The sequence below is a fragment of the Streptomyces blastmyceticus genome (assembly GCF_039521185.1).
GTDB lineage: Bacteria > Actinomycetota > Actinomycetes > Streptomycetales > Streptomycetaceae > Streptomyces > Streptomyces blastmyceticus.
Map to the genome: position 1 here is coordinate 296490 of NZ_BAAABW010000026.1, position 20665 is coordinate 317154.

The window sequence follows — 20665 nt, forward strand, 5'->3', positions numbered from 1 at the left end:
ATTATCTGCTCGCTCTACTCAACACGCGAGAAACAGAGGCATGTATGGAGCGATGTGGGGAAAGACCGGCACGCCGGTGGGGCGCGGCGCTGATCGCGTCGGCCGCGGCGGTCGCCGTCGCGCTCCCGGCGACGACCGCTGAGGCCTCGAGCGGCCCGTCGGTGACCGGCGCCAAGGGTGCGTTCCTGCTCGACAGCGGCAGCAACCGCCAGCTGTGGAGCAAGGATGCCGACACCAAACGGCAGATGGCCAGCACCACCAAGGTGATGACCGCGACGGTCGTGCTGGACACGCGCGGGGTCGACCTCGACAAGAAGGTCACCATCAAGCAGTCCTACCGCGACTACGTGGCGCGGAACGGCGCGAGCACCGCCGATCTGCGCACGGGCGACAAGATGACCGTGCGGCAGTTGCTGTACGGCCTGTTGCTGCCCTCGGGGTGCGACGCGGCGTACGCCCTTGCCGACACCTTCGGCAGCGGCAGCACCGAGGCGGAGCGCACGCACTCGTTCATCGCGAAGATGAACAAGAAGGCGTCCGACCTTGGCATGAAGAACACCAAGTACGACTCCTTCGACGGCATATCGCAGGCCGGGGCCAACTACACGACGCCCCGCGACTCGGCGCAGCTCGCCCGGCACGCGATCGGCAACAGCACGTTCAGCACGGTCGTGAAGACGACCAGCACCCAGCAGACGGCCGCGAACGTCAAGCGGACCTACTACTGGGACAACACGAACAAGCTGCTCGGCTCGTACAAGGGCGCGATCGGCATCAAGACCGGCACCGGCACCGCGGCCGGTCCGTGCCTGGTGTTCGCCGCCAAGCGCGACGGACGGACCGTGGTGGGCGTCATCCTCAACGACGCCGCCGACCGCTACCCGGACGCGGTGAAGATGCTGGACTGGGCCTACCGGACCAAGACCAGCGTCAAGCTGCGCCAGCTCCCGGAGTCGGCCCAGCAGGACTGAGTGCCCCGCTGAGCGACTGCGGATGAGCCTTCCGGCCATGCGCCAAGGCCCTACCAGGATCGCCTGGTAGGGCCATCGTTGTGAGGACACGGGGGCTGCGGGGCGCCGGCTCCGGCGAGAGCGGCGCGAACCCCGCCGAGCGCGATCAGCCGCTGTCAGCCGAGGAACGACAGGCGGACCTTCCGGTCCGGGTTGTCCACGTTCGTGTCCACCAGGACGACCGACTGCCAGGTCCCCAGCTCCAGTTCGCCGTCGACCACGGGCAGCGTGGCGTGCGGCGGGACCAGCGCGGGCAGGACGTGGTCCCGGCCGTGCCCGGGGGTGCCGTGACGGTGCCGCCAGCGGTCGTCGGCGGGGAGAAGGTCACCGAGAGCCGCCAGCAGGTCGTGGTCGCTGCCCGAGCCGGTCTCGATGACGGCCAGACCGGCGGTCGCGTGCGGTGTAAAGACATTCAGCAGTCCGTCACGCCCGGGAGCGACCTCGCGCAAGAAGGCGGCGCACTCCTCCGTGAGGTCGTACACGGTCTGTGTGGAACCGGTCGTGATGCCGATTGTGCGGGAAGTGAAGGTGGTATCAGCCATGCCCCACATTCAAGCGGAATGTCGGCAAACCCCGCTGCCGCCCCATCCACGGGCGCCCGCGGCAACCACGGATCCGGGCGGTCGCCCGGTGCATGCCGGTCCTTCACAGCGGTCGCCCGCTGCGGCAGTATGAGGCGCCGGATGATCAGGCCGACAGCCGGGAGGAGAACATGCGCGTAGGGCTGTTCGTCACCTGCGTCAACGACACGCTCTACCCGCGCACGGGCCAGGCGGTCGTCACCCTGCTGGAACGGCTCGGAGTGCGGGTCGACTTCCCCATGGAGCAGAGCTGCTGCGGCCAGCCGCTCTTCAACACGGGCTACCGCCACGAGACCGAGCCGCTGATGCGCCGCTACGGCGCCGCCTTCCGCGACCATGACTATGTGGTCACCCCGTCGGGCTCCTGCGCCGCCATGGTCCGTGACAACTACCCCCGGCTCGCGGCGAAGGCCGCCGCCGAGGGGCGGGGCGACGAGCTGTCCGAAGTAGCGGCCGACGCGGTGGCCAAAACCTATGAGCTGACAGAATTCCTCGTGGATGTCCTCGGCGTGACGGACGTCGGCGCCTGCTTCCCGCATACCGTCACCTACCACCCCACCTGCCATGGGCTTCGGGTGCTGGGCCTCGGCGACCGCCCCCGACGCCTCCTGGAGCAGGTGAAGGGGCTCGAACTGCGGGAGTTGGCAGGAGCGGAGGAATGCTGTGGTTTCGGCGGCACCTTCGCGGTGAAGAACCCCGCCGTGTCCACTGCGATGGGCAGCGACAAGGCACGCGCCGCCACCGCGACCGGCGCGCAGGCCGTGTGCGCGGTCGACAACTCCTGTCTGATGCACATCGGCGGCATCCTCTCCCGTGAGGGTTCGGCCGTGCGTCCCATCCACATCGCGGAGATACTCGCCGGCGAGGAGGGCGACCTCCAGTGAGCAGCAGTCGCAGGAGTGGTCACGTGGGCAGTGCGACGGACAAGGCGTCGGACCGGGCCGACGATAGCCCCCTGAACCTGCCTCACCGCGCCGCCTACCTGGGCATGCCGGCCTTCCCCGAGGCCGCGGCCGTCTCGACCCGTGACAGCCGGCTGCGCTCCAATCTCCGCCACGCGACACACACCATCCGTGCCAAACGCGCCCAGGCGGTCGCGGAACTGGCCGACTGGGACCGGCTGCGCGGCGCCGGAGCCGCGATCAAGGACCGGACCTTGCGCCATCTCGACCACTACCTCGTGCAGTTGGAGGAGTCCGTGACCCGCGCGGGCGGCACGGTGCACTGGGCGGCCGACGCCGCGGAGGCGAACCGCATCGTCACGGAGCTGGTGCGGGCCACCGGTGAGACCGAAGTCGTGAAGGTCAAGTCGATGACCACCCAGGAGATCGGTCTCAACGAGGCTCTGGAACAGGCCGGGATCCACGCCTACGAGACCGACCTCGCCGAACTGATCGTCCAGCTCGGCGACGACCTCCCCTCGCATATTCTGGTCCCCGCGATCCACCGCAACCGCGGCGAGATCCGCGATATCTTCCGCGACCGCATGGCGGGCTGGGGACGCCCGGCCCCCGAGGGGCTGAGCGACCGGCCCGCCGATCTCGCCGAGGCGGCACGGGTGCATCTGCGGGAGAAGTTCCTGCGCGCCAAGGTCGGTGTCTCCGGGGCGAACTTCATGGTCGCCGAGACCGGCACCCTGGTGGTCGTCGAGTCCGAGGGCAACGGCCGGATGTGCCTGACCCTCCCGGAAACGCTGATCTCGGTCGTCGGTATCGAGAAGATCGTGCCGACGTGGCGGGATCTGGAGGTCTTCCTCCAGACTCTGCCCCGCTCCTCGACGGCAGAGCGGATGAACCCGTACACGTCGATGTGGACAGGCACCACCGACGGTGACGGTCCGCGCTCCTTCCACCTCGTGCTGCTCGACAACGGCCGCACGGACACCCTCGCGGACCAGGTCGGCCGCCAGGCGCTGCGCTGCATCCGCTGCTCGGCCTGCCTGAATGTCTGCCCCGTGTACGAGCGGGCCGGAGGCCATGCGTACGGCTCGCCGTACCCCGGCCCGATCGGTGCGATCCTCACTCCCCAGCTGCGCGGTCTCGCCTCCCCGCTGGAGGAGTCCCTTCCGTATGCCTCGTCGCTGTGCGGCGCCTGTTTCGAGGTGTGCCCGGTGGCCATCGACATTCCGGAGGTCCTGGTCCACCTTCGTGAACGGGTCGTGGAAGGAGGCACGGTGACCCTGCGCGGAACACGGACCGTCATCAAGCCGGCCAGGAAGCACCGGGCCGAGCGCGCCATGATGCGGGCCGCCCGCTGGACGTTCGACCACCCGGGTGCGCTGCGCCACGGCCAACGGCTCCTGTCCCGCACCCGTGGACTCCACCCCGGTCGGCTGCCGGGCCCGGGCCGGGCCTGGACGGACACCCGGGAGCTGCCCGACGTACCGGCTGAATCCTTCCGGGACTGGTGGGCCCGTACGCGAGGGGACACGACATGAGCACCGCCGCGAGCAGGGAACGGATCCTCGGACGTGTGCGGCGCGCGCTGGCGGACGTGCCGCGCGACGAGCTCCCGGAAGGTCATCCCGTGGCGCGCGACTATCTGTCCACGCACGGGCAGCGCACACCCACCGAGTCCGTCGATCTGCTCGCCCGGAACCTGACGGACTATCGCGCCCTCGTGCACCGCTCGGACGCGGCCGGTCTGCCCGCGCTCCTTTCGCGTCTGCTGGCCGCCCGGGGCGCACGGCGTGTGGTCGTGCCGACCGGGCTGCCGGACGGCTGGCTCGCCGAGGCACCGGTGGACTTCGTGACCGACTCCGCATCCGCCACGCTGTCGCCGGGCGAACTGGACGCGATCGACAGCGTCGTCACCGGTTGTGCGCTGGCCATCGCCGAGACCGGCACGGTCGTCCTCGACGCGGGCCCTGACCAGGGGCGCCGCAGCATCTCGCTCGTACCCGACCACCACCTGTGCGTGGTGCGGATCGCGGACCAGGTCGTGGACTCCGTGCCCCAGGCCCTGCTCCGCCTGGCGCCGGACCGTCCGCTGACCTGGATCTCGGGCCCTTCCGCGACCAGTGACATCGAGCTGGACCGGGTCGAGGGAGTCCACGGTCCGCGTACGTTGGAAGTGATCCTCGTGGCGGGAAATGCTCGGCCCGCCTCCGCGTACCCCTTCGACGTTCGGAGTTGACGCATGCGCGCACCACGCCCGGACCCCCGCGCCGCCGTCGTCACCGGTGCTTCCCCTGAGGTCTTCCAGATGAACAGGGAACCCGCCCGTAGCCCGCTCGTCCCCTTCACCGATGTGCGGTCCGCTCTCTCCTCCTCCGGGCCCGCCGAGTCGCCGTACTACCGCTCGCTCAACGGCGAGTGGCGCTTCGCCTGGTCCAGGAACCCGGCGGAACGTCCTGTGGACTTCTGGGACCCTGATTTCGACGACACCGGCTGGGACCGCATCGCGGTACCCGGCAACTGGGAGATGCAGGGCTACCCCGAGCCGACCTACTTCAACGTCCGCTACCCCTGGACGGGATACGAGCAGCCCACTCCCCCGCACGCGCCGACCGGCTTCAACCCGGTGGGTTCCTACCGGCGCACCTTCACCGTCCCCGACGAGTGGCACGGGCGCCGGATCCTGATCTCCTTCCAGGGCGTCAAGTCCGCGTTCTTCGTCTGGGTGAACGGCGAGCTCGTCGGCTACAGCGAGGACAGCTATTCCCCTGCCGAGTTCGACCTCAGCCCCTATCTGCGAACGGGCCGGGGCGAGGAGGAGAACACCCTGGCGGTCGAGGTCTACCGCTGGTCCAACGGCAGTTGGCTGGAGGACCAGGACATGATCGACCTGTCCGGGATCTTCCGCGATGTCCACCTCCTCTCCGTGCCCCAGGTCCATGTGCACGACCTCTTCGTCCGCACCGAACTCGACGGTGGCTTCCGCGACGCCGACCTGGTGGCACAGGTGACCCTGCGGGCCGGGTCGGCAGCCGCCCCGGCCTACCACCTCGTCCATGTCGGCCTGCACGACGCGGAGGGCGCCCTTGTCCTCTCCCGTACCGGCACCGCTCGGTTCGACGCCGCCACCGGGGAAGCGGTGGTCGAGGTCGGTGCCCACGTTCCACGGCCGTCGCTGTGGTCCGCCGAGGCGCCGAACCTCTATGACGTCACGGTCGAGCTGGCCGATACGGAGGGCCGCATTCTCGAAGTCCACCGCGCTCGCGTCGGTTTCCGTACCGTCTCCTGCGCGCGGGGCGAACTCACGATCAACGGCAAACCGCTCGTCTTCCGCGGGGTGAACCGGCACGAATCCGATCCGGATCACGGGCAGGCGGTCCCCCCGCACCGCATGGTGCAGGACATCCTCATCATGAAACAGCACAACATCAACGCCGTCCGTACCTCCCACTACCCCAATGATCCACGCTGGCTCGAGCTGTGCGACGCATACGGCCTCTATGTGATCGACGAGGCCAACCTGGAGACGCACGACGTACGGGAGACGGTGCCGACGAGCCGTCCCGAGTGGGCGGCCGCCTGCCTCGACCGGGTCCGCAGTCTCGTCGAGCGGGACAAGAACCACCCCTGCGTCGTGGTCTGGTCGCTGGGCAACGAAGCCGGCCGGGGCGACACCTTCCGGGCCATGGCCGACTGGGTGCACGACCGTGATCCGTCCCGTCCCGTGCACTACGAGGGCATGAACGAGGTCGCGGACATCGAGTCCCGGATGTATGCCACACCCGACGCCGTCGAGGCCTACGGGCGGTCCGGCGGAGCCAAGCCGTATATCTTGTGCGAGTACGCCCACTCGATGGGCAACAGCACGGGGAATCTCAAGGAGTACTGGGACGTCATCGACGCCCATCCCCTGCTGCACGGCGGGTTCATCTGGGACTTCGCCGATCAGGCCGTCCGACTCCCGCTCCCCGGGGATCTCGGGGGCAACTACCTTTCCTACGGCGGTGACTGGAAACCGGGGTACCCGTCGGACGGCAACTTCTGCTGCAACGGCCTCGTCGACGCCGACCGCGCCCCACGGCCCGCTCTTCAAGAGGTCAAGAAGGTCTATCAGCCGGTACGCATGTCCGCCGGGGATCTCGGCAACGGAGTCGTGCGGGTCGACAACCGTCAACTCTTCACCGACCTCCGGGGATACGAGCTGGTGTGGGAGGTCACCTGTGACGGGGTCCGGGTCCAGCACGGAACCCTTGCCCCGCCACAAGCGGGACCAGGTGAAACCGCCGCCGTGCAGCTTCCGTTGAAGCCACCGCAGCACTCGGCGCCCGGCGCCGAGTACTGGTTGAACGTCTCCTTCGCCCTCCACACCGCAACATCCTGGGCCGCGGCGGGCCATGTCGTCGCCGCCGAGCAATTCGCCCTGCCCTGGGGCACCCCGGCATCCTCCCCCGTCAGCCCGGTTCCCGTTCAGGGCCTCTCCGTCGCACGGACCGCGCAGACCATCACGGTCACGGGCCCGCAATTCGACCTGGTCCTGGACAGGTCCACCGGAACGCTCACCACCTACTGCCACGGCGGCCGACCACTCCTGTCCGGCGGACCCGTGCCCAACTTCTGGCGCGCGCCGACCGACAACGACATCGGGCGGGGCTTCCAGGTCATGTCGCGCACCTGGCGCGACGCGGGTGTCAATCGCACCGTCACCGGTGTCGAGGTCGCCCGGACCGCATCCGGAGAGGTTGTCCTCACCGTCACGGCGACCCTTCCGACGGCTCCCGCCGTGTCCCATTGGACGACCGTCTTCACCGTGCGCGGGGACGGCGAGGTCCACGTACGCCACACCCTGCTTCCCGGCCAGGACCTTCCGGACCTGCCGCTGGTGGGCGCCCTGTTGACCGTGCCGGCCGCCTATCGGGCGCTCAGCTGGTACGGGCGGGGGCCGCAGGAGAACTATCAGGACCGGTCCACCGGATCCTTCGTCGGTCGCTACGACCGCTTCTTGGACGCGCCCACCATGCCGTACGCCCGTCCGCAGGAGAGCGGCAATGTGACGGACGTCCGCAGTGTCTCGCTCACAGGGCCGGACGGAAGCGGGCTGACCGTGCTGGCCGAACCAGGGGGCGCAGCGGGGTGGTTGGAGATCAGCGCCCTGCCTTGGACACCCTTCGATGCGGACGGGCCCGGCCACCCGCACGAGCTCGAGCCACGCGGCGAGACATTCCTGGGTGTCAATCACCGGCAGATGGGAGTGGGCGGCAACGACTCCTGGGGGGCGGCGCCGCTGGAGCGCCATCTGCTGCATGCCGACCGCCAGTACAGCTACGCCTACCGGCTGCGGCCTGCCCCCTGAACGACTGTGGAACTCCCCGACGTGGAACTCCCCGACACTGTGCTGCTCTTCGAAGTCCATGAAGCGAGGCTATGCGCGGAGGGATCGGAGCATGACGGGCTGTCCACAGGGCCGGTCATATAATCCAAGCAAGGAGTCGAGTTGACGCTTCCCCTGCACGGCATCACCGTCGTCGCCCTCGAACAGGCCGTGGCCGCGCCCTTCGCCACCCGTCAGCTCGCGGATCTCGGCGCGCGCGTGATCAAGGTCGAGCGACCGGGCCGTGGAGATTTCGCCCGCGACTACGATCGCAGCGTCAAGGGACTCTCCGCCTATTTCGTCTGGGTCAATCGAGGCAAGGAGAGTCTTGTCCTCGATCTCAAGGCGGCCTCGGACCGCTCCTTGCTGGACCGCGTGCTCGCCGGCGCCGATGTCTTCATACAGAACCTCGGGCCCGGCGCCGCCGAGCGGCTCGGCTTCGGCAGCGGGGAGTTGCGCGCCCGGCACCCGCGCCTGATCACCTGCGATGTCTCCGGTTATGGCACCTCGGGGCCGTACCGGGACAAGAAAGCCTACGACCTGCTCGTGCAGTGCGAGACCGGACTGGTCTCGATCACCGGCGATCCCGACTCACCGGCCCGGCCCGGTATTTCCGTCGCTGACATCGCCGGTGGCATGTACGCCTATACGGGAATACTGAGCGCACTGTACGAACGCGAGCGCACCGGAGAGGGGTCGCAGCTGTCGGTCTCGCTCTTCGACGCGCTCGCGGAGTGGATGGGGCATCCGTATTTCACAGAGGCATACGACGGCCCGCCCGTCCCTCGGAGCGGCGCCCGGCACCCGACCATCTCCCCTTACGGTCACTACCGTTGCGGGGACGGTGCCCGGGTGTTTCTCAGTGTGCAGAACGACCGCGAGTGGGTGGCCTTATGCGAAGAGGTGCTCGGGCAGGCCGCATTGACCCGTGACCCCCGTTTCGCGGACAACCCCTTGCGGCAGGCGCACGACGACGAACTGACAGCCTTGATCGAGAAGCGGTTCCGCCCGCATACGGCGGATGAGATTCTTGCCCTCCTCGAAGTAGCGGGAATCGCCCATGCGCGGCTGCGGACAGTCGCCGAATTCACCGTTCACCCTCAGTTGACGGCGCGCGACAGGTGGCGCGGATTCGACTCGCCCGCAGGCCCGTTGCGCGGCCTGCTTCCGCCGGTCGAGGTGAGCGGCCGCGAGGCGGCGATGGGCGCGGTGCCGGTGCTCGGCGCCCATACGGCCGCGATCCGCGCGGAATTTCCGGAGCCCGGTACGCCTTAGCGATCGAGCGGGCGTTTCGCGGTCTCCGGAAGCACCAGATAGACGCAGGCGGAGATCAGGCACAGCCCAGCGACGTACCAAGGGAAGGCATCCGGATGACCCGACTGTTTGAACCAGGTGCCGACATAGGGTGCCGTGCCGCCGAAGAGCGCGACGGTCAGGGAATAGGGGAAGCCGATTCCGGCGGCCCGTACGCGTGCGGGGAACACCTCGGCGTTCACCGCCGCGGCCACGGAGGTGTATCCCGTGAGCAGCACCATCCCGGCGCACTGCACCAACAGCAGCGAGACGAAGGACCCGTCGATCGCGTGCAGCAGAGGAACCGCGAGAGCGGCGAATCCCAGCGCGAAGCCGATCAGCAAGGGTTTACGCCCCACGCGGTCCGACAGCAGGCCCCCGAGCGGCTGGAGTACGGCGAAGAAGGCAAGGGGGATTGTCCCTGCTAGCAGTGCGTCGCCTTTGCCGAAGTTGGCATTCACCTGGGCGTACGTCGGCAGGTAGGTGGTCCAGGTGTAGTAGGCAAGAGTGCCGCCCGCGGTGATTCCGCAGATCAGCAGGGACTGGCGAGGATAGCGGCGCACCCCTTCGAAGAGCGTGGGCCGCGCACCTGTCTGTCGTGCCGCCTCGCGCGTCTCGCGTGCTCCTTGACGGATCCAGAAACCGACGAGGCTGATGAGGGCCCCGAGGAGAAAAGGAACTCGCCAGCCCCAGTCTCCCATTTGCTTGTCCGTGAGAAGGTGGGCCAGGAGGGCTGCGCTTCCGGAGGCGAGGAGTTGCCCGATGGTCGTGGACACATATTGGAAGCTGGAGAACAGCCCTCTGCGACCCGGACCCGCCGATTCGATGAGGAAAGTCGTCGAGGCCGCGAATTCCCCGCCGACGGACAGTCCTTGGACCAGTCGGGCAATGACGAGTACCACAGGTGCGAGGACGCCCACGGAGGCGTAGGTAGGCGTGAGCGCTACCAACAGGCTGCCGCCTCCCATCAGCAGGATGGTGACGGTGAGCGCGGCCCGCCGACCGCGGCGGTCGGCGACGGCCCCCATCAGGAGCCCTCCGACCGGGCGCATGAAGAAGCCGACGGCGAAGACGGCGAAACTGGACAGCAGCGGCACCAGGGAGTTCCCGGAGCCCTTGGGGAAGACCTGGTCGGCGAAGTAGATCGCGAGGAATGAGTAGGCGTACCAGTCGTACCACTCGGCGGCATTGCCGACCGAGGCGGCGGCGAGTTGGCGGACGGAGGACGGGGAACGGGCACCCTTTGCCGTCGCCGGGTTCGGGGCATCGGCGGCTCCGCCACCGTCGACAGGAAGGGACTCGGATTGCGTCATGATCCATTGAATCCCCTCGGCACCAACCCCGCACACCCGTCCGAAGAGCCTTCTCTCAGGGTGACCCCGCCAGTGGTACGCATGGGCGTCGTACGCGGCGCAAGGGGCTGGGTGCCAAAGTCTTGGGACGGCAAGCTCTTCATCGGCAGCACACATCGAAGAGACAAGGGCCTTGACCATGGCAGTTCAGGAACAGCTTTCGGCGACGGCACCGGTCGCCGAGACTACGGCGCGACGCGACGCGGCACTGTCATGGTCCGCCGGATGGTCGGCTCCGGTGCAGCGGCCGAGTTCCGGATTCGAGGAGAACTGGGCGGAGTCGGGCTTCGCCCGGCAGTCGATACGCCAGACGGTGCGGGTAACCGGAAGCGGCACCGCTGTCCGGATCAGACTGTCGAACCGTTTCGGCAACCGGCCGTTGGTGGTGTCCGCGGTGAGCCTCGCACTGGCCGGCGAAGGTGCCGCAGTCCGCCCCGGGACAGTGCGGGAAGTGACCTTCGACGGCCTGACGGCAGTGACCGTCCCCGTGGGCGGGGAGGTAGTCACCGATGCGGTGGAGCTGACGGTGCAGCGATTCGATTCGCTGACCGTGACGCTGTACTTCGACTCTCCCACCGGTCCCGCGACCTTCCACGCACAGGCCTATGCGCACAGCTTCCGTGCCGCTGGAGACCGCACGACCGACGTCGAAGGCGATGGTTTCACGGAGCAGACCCATTCCTGGTACTACCTCTCCGACGTCGAGCTGTCGGGAGGCGAGGCGCAGCACGGCACGGTGGTCGCCTTCGGGGATTCCATCACCGATGGGTTCGGTTCCACTGTGGGGGCCAACTTCCGCTATCCCGACCGACTCGCCGAGCGGCTGTCCGCCGCCGGCAAGCCCTGGGCCGTCATCAACGCGGGCATCGGCGGCAATCTCGTCCTCCATGACTCGTCCTGGTACGGCGACCGGGCGGTGAGCCGCTTCGAGCGGGATGTGCTCGACAAGCCCGGCGTCCGATCGGTGATCATTTTCGCCGGCCTGAATGACATCGGCTTCAGCGAGGCCGACCTGGAGACGTACAAGCCCAACCCCGATGTGACGGTTTCGGAATTGATCGCCGCCTACCGCGGGTTGATAGCACAGGCTCATGGCCGTGGCATCAAGGTCATCGGAGCGACCATCCTCCCGTTCAAGGGCTCCGAGTACCACACCCCGCGAGCCGAGGCCAAGCGCATCGCGCTCAACGAGTGGATCCGTGTATCCGGTGAATACGATGCGGTGGCCGATTTCGACAAGGCGCTCGCTTCGCACGATGACCCTGAGGTGCTCCTTCCCGCCTACGACTGCGGCGACTTCAAGCACCCCAACGACGCGGGCTACCGGGCCATGGCGGCGGCCGTGGATCTCGACTCTCTGTGATCGGCCTGCTCGGCGCCGTCAGACGCTCGCCGTGAGGCGGGCGTCGCGGCGGACGAGTGCGGCGTAATGCCCGTCATCTGCGAGGAGTTCCTGATGGGTGCCGCGCTCGGCGATTCGGCCCCGGTCGAGGACGACGATCTGATCGGCGTCGCGGACAGTGGAGAGGCGGTGCGCGATGGTGATCGTCGTACGGCCCGCGGAGAGGGCGTCGATGGCTTGCTGCACCGCGTGCTCCGTGCGGGTGTCCAGGGCACTGGTGGCTTCGTCCAGGATAAGGACGGGCGGATCGCGCAGGATCGTGCGGGCGATGGCCAGACGCTGCTTCTCGCCTCCGGAGAAGCGGTAACCACGCTCCCCTACGAGGGTGTCGTAGCCGTCGGGCAGGGAAGCGATGTGCTCGTGGATCTGCGCGGTTCTGGCCGCCGCCTCGATCTCCTCGTCCGTGGCGTCCGGCTTGGCGAACCGCAGATTGTCGGCGACGGAGGCATGGAAGAGATACGTCTCTTGCGAGACCACGCCGACCGCGCGGGCGAGGGTGTCGAAATCGAGGTCACGGACGTCGACTCCGTCCAGAAGGACCCGGCCACCGACCACGTCGTACAGCCGGGGCACCAGATAGCTGAGGGTGCTCTTGCCCGACCCGGTCGGGCCGACGACGGCGAGGCTGCCACCGGCCGGAACGGCCAGCTCGATGCCGCTGAGCGCCTCTCTCGGTGGCTCGCCGGAGCCCTGCGCCTCGTAGGAGAACGTGACGTCCTCGAAGCGGACTTCACCACGCACCTTCTCCAGCCGCACGGGCTTCTCGGGCTCGACGATGTCCACCGGGAGGTCGAGGTATTCGAAGATCCGCTGGAAGAGAGCGAGGGAGGTCTGCATCTGCACACCGGTGGTGAGCAGGCTGACCGCGGGCCGGAACAGGGCCTGTTGGAGAGAGACGAAGGCGACCAGCGTGCCGAGGGAGATGGCCGGGCCGCCCGCTTGCAGCGCGATGCCGGCCGCCCAGTAGACGACGGCGGGCATGGCCGCCATGACGACGCCGATGGTGGACATCCTCCAGCGCCCGGCCATGTTCGCGCGGACCTCGAGCCCGACGAGCCGTTCGGACTCCTGGGAGAACGCCCGCGTGAGGGAGTCGGAGCGGCCCATCGTGCGGCCGAGGAGGATGCCGCTCACCGACAGCGACTCGGTGACCATGGCCGCCATGGCGGCCATCTGCTTCTGCCGCTGAGAGGTGATCTTCTTGCGCTCGCGGCCGACACGGCGGCTGATCCACACGAAGACCGGCAGCAGGAGCAGCGAGACCACGGTGAGGCGCCAGTCCAGGGCCAGCATCGCCACCACCGTGGCGACGACGCTGGTGAGATTGGAGACCAGCGAGGTGGCGGTCGAGGTCACGGTGGCCTGCATGCCGCCGATGTCGTTCGCGATACGGGACTGCACCTCACCGGTGCGGGTCCGGGTGAAGAAGGCGAGTGGCATGCGCTGGAGCCGGTCGTAGACCGAGGTGCGCAGGTCGTGCATCACCCGCTGGCCAACCGTGGTGGAGATCAGCGTCTGCGACACGCCGAGGACGCTGTTCACGACCGCGGCCGCGATCATGCCGAGCGCCAGCAGGCTGAGAAGGCCCGTGCGGCCTTGCGGAATGGCTACGTCGAGGACCTCGCGCAAGAGGAACGGCGAGGCGACCGAGACCAGCGAGGAGGCGGCGACGAGCAGCCCGACGAGGGCGAGTCTGCCGCGATAGGGGTGGAAGAGCCGGAGGATCCTGCGCACCTGCGCGGGTTGTTCCGGATCTGCGGGCGGGGGTGTCCAGTCGGATTCGTCGTGACGCATGGGCTCCTAGTTCTCTGATCGCGAAGAGTGTGCGGAAGAGAGGCATGGGCGGGACCGGCGGTGCGTCGGCCCGCGGGGTCGGCGATGGAGATCCGACCGCGTAGCGAGCATAGCTCACTGTTACCTATACTCACAATGCACTGGGTCCTGTAATCTGGGGATCATGACCGCCCCCGATTCGTCCGGCCAGCTCGCCGAACAGCTGCTGCGCCTCACCCGCAGGCTCCACCGGGCGCAGAAGCTCTATCTGGACCCGGTCGGCATCACACCCGCCCAGGCCCGGCTGCTCCGCACCGTCGCGCACTACGAGGAGCCGCCCCGCATGGCGGACCTCGCCCAGCGGCTCGAGGTCGTCCCACGCGCCGTGACCACGCTGGTCGACGCCCTGGAGGAGAACGACTCGGTGCGCCGGGTCCCGGACCCCACCAACCGGCGCGTCATCCGGATCGAGCTCACCGATCACGGCCGCTCCACCCTGCGCGCACTGCGGGCCGCGCGGCGGGCCGCCGTCGAGGACATCCTCGCCCCGCTCTCCACCGACCAGCGCGAGCTGCTCGGCAGTCTGCTGACCGAGCTGTTGAACAGCCCGGACCAGCGCTGCTGACGAAGGAGCGGGCCGCCGGGCGGAGAGCTCCGGGGGCGGCGATCCCCGGAGCCCGTCCGACCGCGCCGTTCAGCAGCGCCGCCGGTCCTCCGTCAGCTCGCCCTGGGCCGTCGCCAGCATCCGGTCGTAGCAACTGCCGGGGCCGTCGAGGCGGTACCGCTCACGCGAGACACCGGTCGCGTGCCGCTGCTCCCGTGGCACGTTCTGGTTGTACGCGGCATCGCCCTTGTAGGTGTCGTCGAAGCTCGACCAGTCGAGGCGCCGGCCCGCACGCAGAGTGACGCTGTCCGACCGGTCCCCCATCGTCATCACGGTCCGCAGACGGTCTGCCGTAGAAACCGTCGTCTCCCCGTCCATGGTGTACGTCCGGTGAGTGCGGGTGACAGCGGCGGGGCCACGGCCTGTGACAGTGACCGTCTCGTCGTCGTTCCAGCGCGCCTGGAGTGCGTCCGTCGTCTCGTTCTCGTTCCAGCGGTGGTCGGAGTTGCCCGTAATGTTCCGTGTGACGGTCGTCGTCACACGGCCGTGCGAGGTGTCGAGATAGCCCGCGACGGTCAGGGAATGTCCGCCGTCGGCTCGCAAGTGACGCTCGGTGCCGGGTTCGTAGGCGGTGGTGTTGCGGGGGGCACCCGCATCATGAGTGGTCAACGCGCCGGTGAGGTCGGACGACTTGGCGTCCTGCCAGACCAGGATGTTGGTGGGCGTGCTCCAGCCGCTCTGTCCCTCGGGCAGTCCCGCGACGGAGACCGTGATGCGGTGCGGCTTGCCGTCGTTCAGCTGCCCGGCGAAGGGCGTGAGGTCGTATTCGATCGGCCGCACATCGAAGGCGCGCGGACCTGGTACGACATACCACAAGAAGGGGTTCGACCAGCCTCCGGTCCATACGGTCGGGAACGGCGCGGCGATTCCCGCCAGGCGGCCGTCCACCGCGACCTGGACCTCGCGATAGGGGCCGTCCTTGGCCTTGCACGAGTACGGCGCCGAGTCGGGCACGGTGAGATACCAGAACTCCTCACAGCCGCCACCCGAGCCCGTCGCATAGACCTCGGCCACGATCTTCTCGCTGTTGCGCGGCGTGGTCAGTTGGCCTTCGTAGGCCGCGCCCACGCTGTGGGCCCCGTCCAGGGTGAGGACCTTGTCCGGGGTGGACGCCGCTTTCACCGGTCCTTCGGCAGCGTAGAACGTCAGCGTCACCTTGACCTTGATGACGCCGGTGTACGTACCGTCCACGGTGTTGCCGATGAGCATCTCGACAGGCTGCTCGCCACGCAGCGTGGCGGCGTAGCGGGTGACGTCCTTTTCCACGTTCCAGGTGATGCCCTTCGGGGACGGCTCGGGAGTGGACGTGCGCAGCACTTCGACGCCACCGATGTGCAGGTAGCCCAGGCGGTCGAATTGCCGCCCGGCGACGGCCCCTTCGAGCCGCAGGACCACCTTGTTCCAATGGTCGCCGCAGCGCTTGGGCGGTATGTACGTGCTCCGGTAGGGCGTGTAGTCGCGGAACTCCGTGTCGGCGACGGTCACCCTGCAGGACCTGGTGTCCGGGGTGGGTATCGGCGGGGCGGCTGTGACCGGGTCGTGCCAGGTGGTGCCGAACTCGGCCGGCGGCGCCGCGGCCGTCGCCGGGCTCACGCCCAGCAACAGTCCGGTGACCGCGGCACACAGCGAGAGAAGCAGTCGTCTCATGGGGCAGGAGTGAAGCGCGTCATGGAGCGGCGCGCCAGAGCCCCTTTGGCCTGATGCGTCGCTCCTGCGGGAAAACCAGTTGAATGTGGCACTCCGGTGGCGCGAACCTTTCAGCGCTCCCACCCTCCACTCGAACTCGGGATGTCATGCAGATTCGCGATCTCCCCTATCCCGATCCCGGTCGGCCCGATGTGCGTTCCGGTCCGCGCCTGCTGCTCTGGCTGGGGCGGAACCAACTGGCGGGCCAGATCAAGGCCATGCTGTGGGGCACCCTGCACATGGCGTCCGTGGCCGTGCTGCCGGTGACCTTGGGCGTCGCCGTGCAGGCGGTCGTCGACCGGTCGGGCATACGGCTGGCTCTGGCGGGTGGCCTGATGGTGCTGCTCGGCACTCTCATCGCTGTGGGCGACACGATGCTGCACCGTACGGCCATCACCAACTGGATCACGGCAGCGGCCCGGGTGCAGCAGCTCCTGGCCCGGAAGACGGCCGAGTTGGGAGCCACTCTGACCCGGCGGGTCGCAGCGGGTGAGGTGGTCGCCGTCTCGACCGGTGACGTCGAGAAGATCGGCTGGTTCGTGGAGGCGCTGTCGCGCTTCGCCTCGGCCGCGCTCACCACTGTGGCGGTGTGCGTGGCCCTGGTGATCTACCAGCCCGCGCTGGGCGTCGTGGTCGCGGTCGGCGTGCCCGTCCTGGTGCTGGCCGTGCTGCCGCTGCTGCCTCGTGCGACGAAGCGGGCGGACGAGCAGCGCGAGAAGGCGGGCCGGGCGACGGAGTTGGCCTCGGACACGGTGGCCGGGCTGCGGGTACTGCGGGGCATCGGCGGCGAGGAGCTCTTCCTGGCCCGCTATCGGCGCGCGTCGCAGGAGGTCCGCAAGGCAGCCGTGCACAGCGCCCGGATGTGGGCGCTGATCGCCGCTGTCCAGGTGGCGCTGCCGGGGCTGCTGCTGATCGCGGTGGTCTGGTACGGCGTCGGGCTGGTCCAGGACGGCCGCATCGGCGTCGGCGAGCTGGTCACCGTCTACGGCACGGTCACCTTCCTGCTCTTCCCGCTGCGTCAGTTCGAGGAGATCGCCATGGCGTACTCCTTCTCCCGTCCGTCCGCGGCGCGCGCGGCGAAGGTACTCGCGCTGCGGCGCACCGTACCGACATCGGACGACGGGTACCACGGCCCGGCGCCGGCGGGCGACCTCCACGACCCGGCGAGCGGCGTGCTCGCACCGGCCGGCCTGCTGACCGCGGTGGTCTGCGGGGACCCGGATGCCGCCGGAAGGCTGGCCGACCGGCTGGGCGGGCACGCGGCGGGCGACAGCACCGGTGTGGCTTCGGCCCGGCTCGGTGACGTGGCGCTGGACGAGCTCCCGCTGGACGCGGCCCGTGCCGCCGTCCTCGTCCAGGACAAGGACCCGGTGCTGCTGTCGGGCACGCTCGCGGAGCTGCTGGACGTGCCTGCCTCGGGGGCCGTCGGCACCGACGCGGCACTGGCCGCGGCGCAGTGCGGTGATGTGCTGACCGCGCTGGCGCAGGCATCGGCGGACGATTCCGGTGATCCGATGCGGACGCGGATCACCGAGCGCGGCCGTTCGCTCTCGGGCGGGCAGCGCCAGCGGCTGGCCCTGGCACGGTCGCTGGTGACCGATCCGCAGGTGCTGGTGCTCGACGAGCCGACCTCGGCTGTGGATTCGCACACGGAGGCGCGGATCGCGGACGGGCTGAAGGCCCTGCGGACGGGCCGTACCACCGTGGTGTTCTCCTCCAGTCCGCTGCTGCTCGACCGGGCGGACCGCGTGGTGTTCGTGCAACAGGGCTCCGTCGCGGCCGAGGGCACGCACCGTGAGCTGCTGCGCGAGGCCGGCTATCGCGCTGTCGTCACACGGGAGACAGACGCGGAGAGCCACACGGAGAAGGCCGCGGTGACCGCGGCACTGGAGTCGGAGCTCACCGAGCTCAAGAAGATCGAACACATCGAGGAGTCGGCATGATCGGCGTGGCGCTACCGGCGCACGACCCGGCGGCACCGGAGTCGGCGACCACCTTGCCCGTGGCCTCACCGTCGACCGTGCGGGCCTACGTGCGCGGGCTGTTCCGCCGGCACCGGAAGGCCTTCGTCCTGTTGGTGACGGTGAACGCGCTGGCCGTGACCGCGTCCATGGTCGGCCCGTATCTGCTCGGCGGTCTGGTCGAGGAGCTGTCCTCGGGCGCGCGTGACCTTCATCTGGGGCGCACGATCTCGCTGTTCGCCGTCGCTCTGGCCGCGCAGACCCTGTTCGTACGGTTGGTGCGGCTGCGCGGGTCGGTGCTCGGCGAGGAGATGCTGGCGGATCTGCGCGAGGACTTCCTCGTCCGGTCGGTGGCGCTGCCTCCCGGCGTTCTGGAGCGCGCGGGTACGGGCGATCTGCTGTCCCGCATCACCACGGACATCGACCGGCTGGCGAACGCCATGCGGGAGGCCGTGCCGCAGCTGGCGATCGGCTTCGTATGGGTGGGACTGCTGCTGGGCGCGCTGACGTTGACGGCGCCGCCGCTGGCCCTGTGCGTGCTGGTCGCGCTGCCGGTGCTGGTGGCGGGCTGCCGTTGGTACTTCCGGCGGGCGCCGAGCGCCTACCGGTCCGAGGCCGCGGGGTACGCGGCGGTCGCCGCGTCGCTGACGGAGACCGTGGACGCGGGTCGGACCGTCGAGGCGCACCGGCTGGGCGCGCGCCGGGTCGCGCTGTCCGACCGGCGGATCTCGGAGTGGACGCAGTGGGAGCGCTACACACTGTGGCTGCGCTCGGTGCTGTTTCCAGTGATCAATGTGACGCACACGCTGGTGTTCGGCTCGGTGCTGATCATCGGTGGTGTCTTCGTCCTCCAGGGGTGGGTCTCGGTCGGTCAGCTGACAACCGGCGCGCTCTTCGCGCAGATGCTCATCGATCCGATCGGGCTGATCCTGCGCTGGTACGACGAGCTCCAGGTCGCTCAGGTATCGCTGGCCCGGCTGGTGGGGGTCCGTGAGATCGAACCCGACGACGGGGGCGGGAGCACGGAGCCGAAGGGCCGGCACGTACGAGCGGACGAGGTCAGGTTCGGGTACCGGGCGGGCAGCGATGTGCTGCACGGGGTGTCCCTGGAGGTCAGGCCGGGCAGCCGGGTGGCGCTCGTCGGGCCGTCCGGGGCGGGCAAGTCGACGCTGGGGCGGCTGCTGGCGGGGATCTACGCCCCGCGCTCCGGTGCGGTGACGCTCGGTGGCGCCGAGCTGTCGCGGATGCCCGTGGAGCGCGTGCGGCGGCATGTGGCCCTGGTCAATCAGGAGCATCACGTCTTCGTCGGCTCGCTGCGCGACAATCTGCTGCTCGCCCGTACGACCGCCGAGGACGACGAGCTCTGGGCCGCGCTCGGCGCCGTGGACGCGGACGCCTGGGTGCGTGCGCTGGATCAGGGACTCGACACGGAGGTCGGGTCTGGCGCGCTCTCGCTCACCCCCGCCCAGGCCCAGCAGATCGCGCTGGCCAGGCTCGTCCTCGCCGACCCGCACACCCTGGTGCTGGACGAGGCGACGTCGCTGCTGGACCCGCGAGCGGCACGGCACCTGGAGCGCTCGCTGGCGAGGGTGCTGGAGGGGCGTACGGTCGTGGCGATCGCCCACCGGCTGCACACCGCCCATGACGCGGATGTGATCGCGGTCGCGGAGGAGGGCCGCATCACCGAGCTGGGCAGCCACGACGAGCTGGTCGCGGCGGACGGCGCGTACGCGGCGCTGTGGCGTTCCTGGCACCGGTAGTCCGGTGGCGGGCCGGGCCCCGGAAGATCAGATCAGCTCCAGGGCGCCGAGCCCGCTCGCTCCTCCGAGCAGGACGAACACCGGCATCAAGACCTTCAGCTCCACCCAGCTGCCCGCCCGGAAGCGCAGGGACTTCGGCGGACCCACCGGATACCAGCGCTTGCGGCCGATCGGTATGGGCCACAGGATCGGGCAGCCGGAGACGGTCAGCGCGTCGCCGATGTCGTGCACGAGCGCGCCGAGGACGATGGGCAGACCCAGCCAGATGTACTCCTGGCCCGGGTCGCCGAACAGCCAGTCGGAGCCGTTGCCCGGCTGGTTCAGGACCCCGGCCAGTATCCAGGCGCTGGTGGCCCCGAGCAGCCACACCAGGACGTCGCTGGACGTCCGGGCCATTCGCCACAGAAGCCCCTCGACGGCGAGCACGAGGTGGACGAAGAGGATGCCCAGCACCGCCCAGCGGCCGCCGGTCACCGCGAGCAGAGAGGCCCCGGCCCCTATCAGGACCGCCCACAGCCAGGTGTGGGTGAGGGTGCGGTGGCCGCCGTTGCGGCGCGGGTCGCCATGGCTCCGGGTGGCCTTGTAGACGGAGTGCGACAGCTTGTCGATGATCTCGCACAGGGAACGGGAGATCGGGCCGAAGGCCCGCGATATGGTCGCCGACTTGTGGTCGAGGTCCGGGGCGAGTGCCGCACCGGCGCAGATCAGGGCGCCGACGACCAGCACCGGCCACGGCATCGGGTGACCGGCGGCGGCGACCGCGGCCCCCACACCCAGCCAGGCAGCGGCGCCCGAGAGCGAGTGCGCCGGTCCCATCATGGTCGTTTCACCCCTTTTGTTGGCCGACGTCTCGCGTTTCTGACGCCAGGTCGGCGACTCAGCGTAGCGTCCGATGATCATCGTCCGACCGCCTGGTTCT

15 protein-coding genes are annotated in these 20665 nt (G+C 69.2%); 10 read left to right on the forward strand and 5 right to left on the reverse strand.

Going from position 1 to position 20665, the window contains the following annotated elements:
- Positions 1-44: 44 nt before the first annotated feature.
- On the forward strand, positions 45-971 hold the full coding sequence (locus ABD269_RS23775; protein ID WP_344120806.1) for a D-alanyl-D-alanine carboxypeptidase family protein: 927 nt from the start codon (positions 45-47) through the stop codon (positions 969-971).
- 155 nt (positions 972-1126) lie between these two features.
- Here ABD269_RS23775 and ABD269_RS23780 read toward each other — a convergent pair whose 3' ends face one another.
- Entirely contained in the window at positions 1127-1552 is a 426-nt protein-coding gene (locus ABD269_RS23780) for a YjbQ family protein (RefSeq protein ID WP_116215012.1), read from the reverse strand.
- 170 nt (positions 1553-1722) lie between these two features.
- Between ABD269_RS23780 and ABD269_RS23785 the strand changes: the two genes are divergently transcribed.
- From ABD269_RS23785 to ABD269_RS23805, 5 genes are all read left to right on the forward strand, one after another.
- A complete protein-coding gene (locus ABD269_RS23785) occupies positions 1723-2475 on the forward strand; it encodes a (Fe-S)-binding protein (protein ID WP_344120838.1) in 753 nt (250 codons plus the stop codon).
- Between the two features lie 104 nt (positions 2476-2579).
- Positions 2580-4028 carry a lactate utilization protein B gene (locus tag ABD269_RS23790; protein ID WP_344122027.1) on the forward strand — a complete coding sequence of 483 codons (1449 nt, stop codon included), beginning with the start codon at positions 2580-2582 and terminating at the stop codon, positions 4026-4028.
- A complete protein-coding gene (locus ABD269_RS23795) occupies positions 4025-4726 on the forward strand; it encodes a LutC/YkgG family protein (RefSeq protein ID WP_344120839.1) in 702 nt (233 codons plus the stop codon). Before ABD269_RS23790 ends, ABD269_RS23795 begins: the two co-directional genes overlap by 4 nt.
- Before the next feature lie 3 nt (positions 4727-4729).
- Positions 4730-7837, forward strand: a complete 3108-nt coding sequence (gene lacZ, locus ABD269_RS23800) for a beta-galactosidase, LacZ type (RefSeq protein ID WP_344120840.1) — start codon at positions 4730-4732, stop codon at positions 7835-7837.
- A 141-nt stretch (positions 7838-7978) separates the two neighbouring features.
- On the forward strand, positions 7979-9130 hold the full coding sequence (locus ABD269_RS23805) for a CaiB/BaiF CoA transferase family protein (RefSeq protein ID WP_344120842.1): 1152 nt from the start codon (positions 7979-7981) through the stop codon (positions 9128-9130).
- Here the strand turns inward: ABD269_RS23805 and ABD269_RS23810 are convergent.
- Positions 9127-10461 (reverse strand): MFS transporter, encoded by a 1335-nt coding sequence (locus tag ABD269_RS23810; RefSeq protein WP_344122029.1) that lies wholly within the window; start codon positions 10459-10461, stop codon positions 9127-9129. The two genes, ABD269_RS23805 and ABD269_RS23810, sit on opposite strands and share 4 nt — an antisense overlap.
- 178 nt (positions 10462-10639) lie before the next feature.
- On the opposite strand from ABD269_RS23810, the gene ABD269_RS23815 reads away from it, so the two are divergent.
- Positions 10640-11863, forward strand: coding sequence for an SGNH/GDSL hydrolase family protein (locus ABD269_RS23815; protein ID WP_344120844.1), 1224 nt, complete (start codon positions 10640-10642; stop codon positions 11861-11863).
- An 18-nt stretch (positions 11864-11881) separates the two neighbouring features.
- Here the strand turns inward: ABD269_RS23815 and ABD269_RS23820 are convergent, their stop codons facing one another.
- Complete coding sequence (locus ABD269_RS23820; RefSeq protein WP_344120846.1) at positions 11882-13696, reverse strand: ABC transporter ATP-binding protein; 1815 nt, start codon at positions 13694-13696, stop codon at positions 11882-11884.
- A 163-nt stretch (positions 13697-13859) separates the two neighbouring features.
- Between ABD269_RS23820 and ABD269_RS23825 the strand changes: the two genes are divergently transcribed.
- Positions 13860-14300 carry a MarR family winged helix-turn-helix transcriptional regulator gene (locus ABD269_RS23825; RefSeq protein WP_344120848.1) on the forward strand — a complete coding sequence of 147 codons (441 nt, stop codon included), beginning with the start codon at positions 13860-13862 and terminating at the stop codon, positions 14298-14300.
- A gap of 69 nt (positions 14301-14369) precedes the next feature.
- On the opposite strand, the gene ABD269_RS23830 is transcribed toward ABD269_RS23825, so the two are convergent.
- Positions 14370-15986 carry a peptide-N4-asparagine amidase gene (locus ABD269_RS23830; RefSeq protein WP_344120850.1) on the reverse strand — a complete coding sequence of 539 codons (1617 nt, stop codon included), beginning with the start codon at positions 15984-15986 and terminating at the stop codon, positions 14370-14372.
- Between the two features lie 146 nt (positions 15987-16132).
- Between ABD269_RS23830 and ABD269_RS23835 the strand changes: the two genes are divergently transcribed.
- A complete protein-coding gene (locus ABD269_RS23835) occupies positions 16133-17968 on the forward strand; it encodes an ABC transporter transmembrane domain-containing protein (RefSeq protein ID WP_344120852.1) in 1836 nt (611 codons plus the stop codon).
- Complete coding sequence (locus tag ABD269_RS23840; RefSeq protein WP_344120854.1) at positions 17965-19746, forward strand: ABC transporter ATP-binding protein; 1782 nt, start codon at positions 17965-17967, stop codon at positions 19744-19746. Before ABD269_RS23835 ends, ABD269_RS23840 begins: the two co-directional genes overlap by 4 nt.
- A gap of 27 nt (positions 19747-19773) precedes the next feature.
- Here the strand turns inward: ABD269_RS23840 and ABD269_RS23845 are convergent, their stop codons facing one another.
- Positions 19774-20565: a metal-dependent hydrolase gene (locus ABD269_RS23845; RefSeq protein WP_344120857.1), complete on the reverse strand. Its 792-nt coding sequence runs from the start codon at positions 20563-20565 to the stop codon at positions 19774-19776.
- Between the last annotated feature and the right edge of the window lie 100 nt (positions 20566-20665).

Excerpts from the sequence above, each read along its gene's own strand:
- ABD269_RS23775 (WP_344120806.1), top strand. The coding sequence starts at position 45 with ATGGAGCGATGTGGGGAAAGACCGGCACGCCGGTGGGGCGCGGCGCTG.
- ABD269_RS23780 (WP_116215012.1), bottom strand. The coding sequence starts at position 1,552 with ATGGCTGATACCACCTTCACTTCCCGCACAATCGGCATCACGACCGGT.
- ABD269_RS23785 (WP_344120838.1), top strand. The coding sequence starts at position 1,723 with ATGCGCGTAGGGCTGTTCGTCACCTGCGTCAACGACACGCTCTACCCG.
- ABD269_RS23790 (WP_344122027.1), top strand. The coding sequence starts at position 2,580 with ATGCCGGCCTTCCCCGAGGCCGCGGCCGTCTCGACCCGTGACAGCCGG.
- ABD269_RS23795 (WP_344120839.1), top strand. The coding sequence starts at position 4,025 with ATGAGCACCGCCGCGAGCAGGGAACGGATCCTCGGACGTGTGCGGCGC.
- lacZ (WP_344120840.1), top strand. The coding sequence starts at position 4,730 with ATGCGCGCACCACGCCCGGACCCCCGCGCCGCCGTCGTCACCGGTGCT.
- ABD269_RS23810 (WP_344122029.1), bottom strand. The coding sequence starts at position 10,461 with ATGACGCAATCCGAGTCCCTTCCTGTCGACGGTGGCGGAGCCGCCGAT.
- ABD269_RS23815 (WP_344120844.1), top strand. The coding sequence starts at position 10,640 with ATGGCAGTTCAGGAACAGCTTTCGGCGACGGCACCGGTCGCCGAGACT.
- ABD269_RS23820 (WP_344120846.1), bottom strand. The coding sequence starts at position 13,696 with ATGCGTCACGACGAATCCGACTGGACACCCCCGCCCGCAGATCCGGAA.
- ABD269_RS23825 (WP_344120848.1), top strand. The coding sequence starts at position 13,860 with ATGACCGCCCCCGATTCGTCCGGCCAGCTCGCCGAACAGCTGCTGCGC.
- ABD269_RS23830 (WP_344120850.1), bottom strand. The coding sequence starts at position 15,986 with ATGAGACGACTGCTTCTCTCGCTGTGTGCCGCGGTCACCGGACTGTTG.
- ABD269_RS23835 (WP_344120852.1), top strand. The coding sequence starts at position 16,133 with ATGCAGATTCGCGATCTCCCCTATCCCGATCCCGGTCGGCCCGATGTG.
- ABD269_RS23840 (WP_344120854.1), top strand. The coding sequence starts at position 17,965 with ATGATCGGCGTGGCGCTACCGGCGCACGACCCGGCGGCACCGGAGTCG.
- ABD269_RS23845 (WP_344120857.1), bottom strand. The coding sequence starts at position 20,565 with ATGATGGGACCGGCGCACTCGCTCTCGGGCGCCGCTGCCTGGCTGGGT.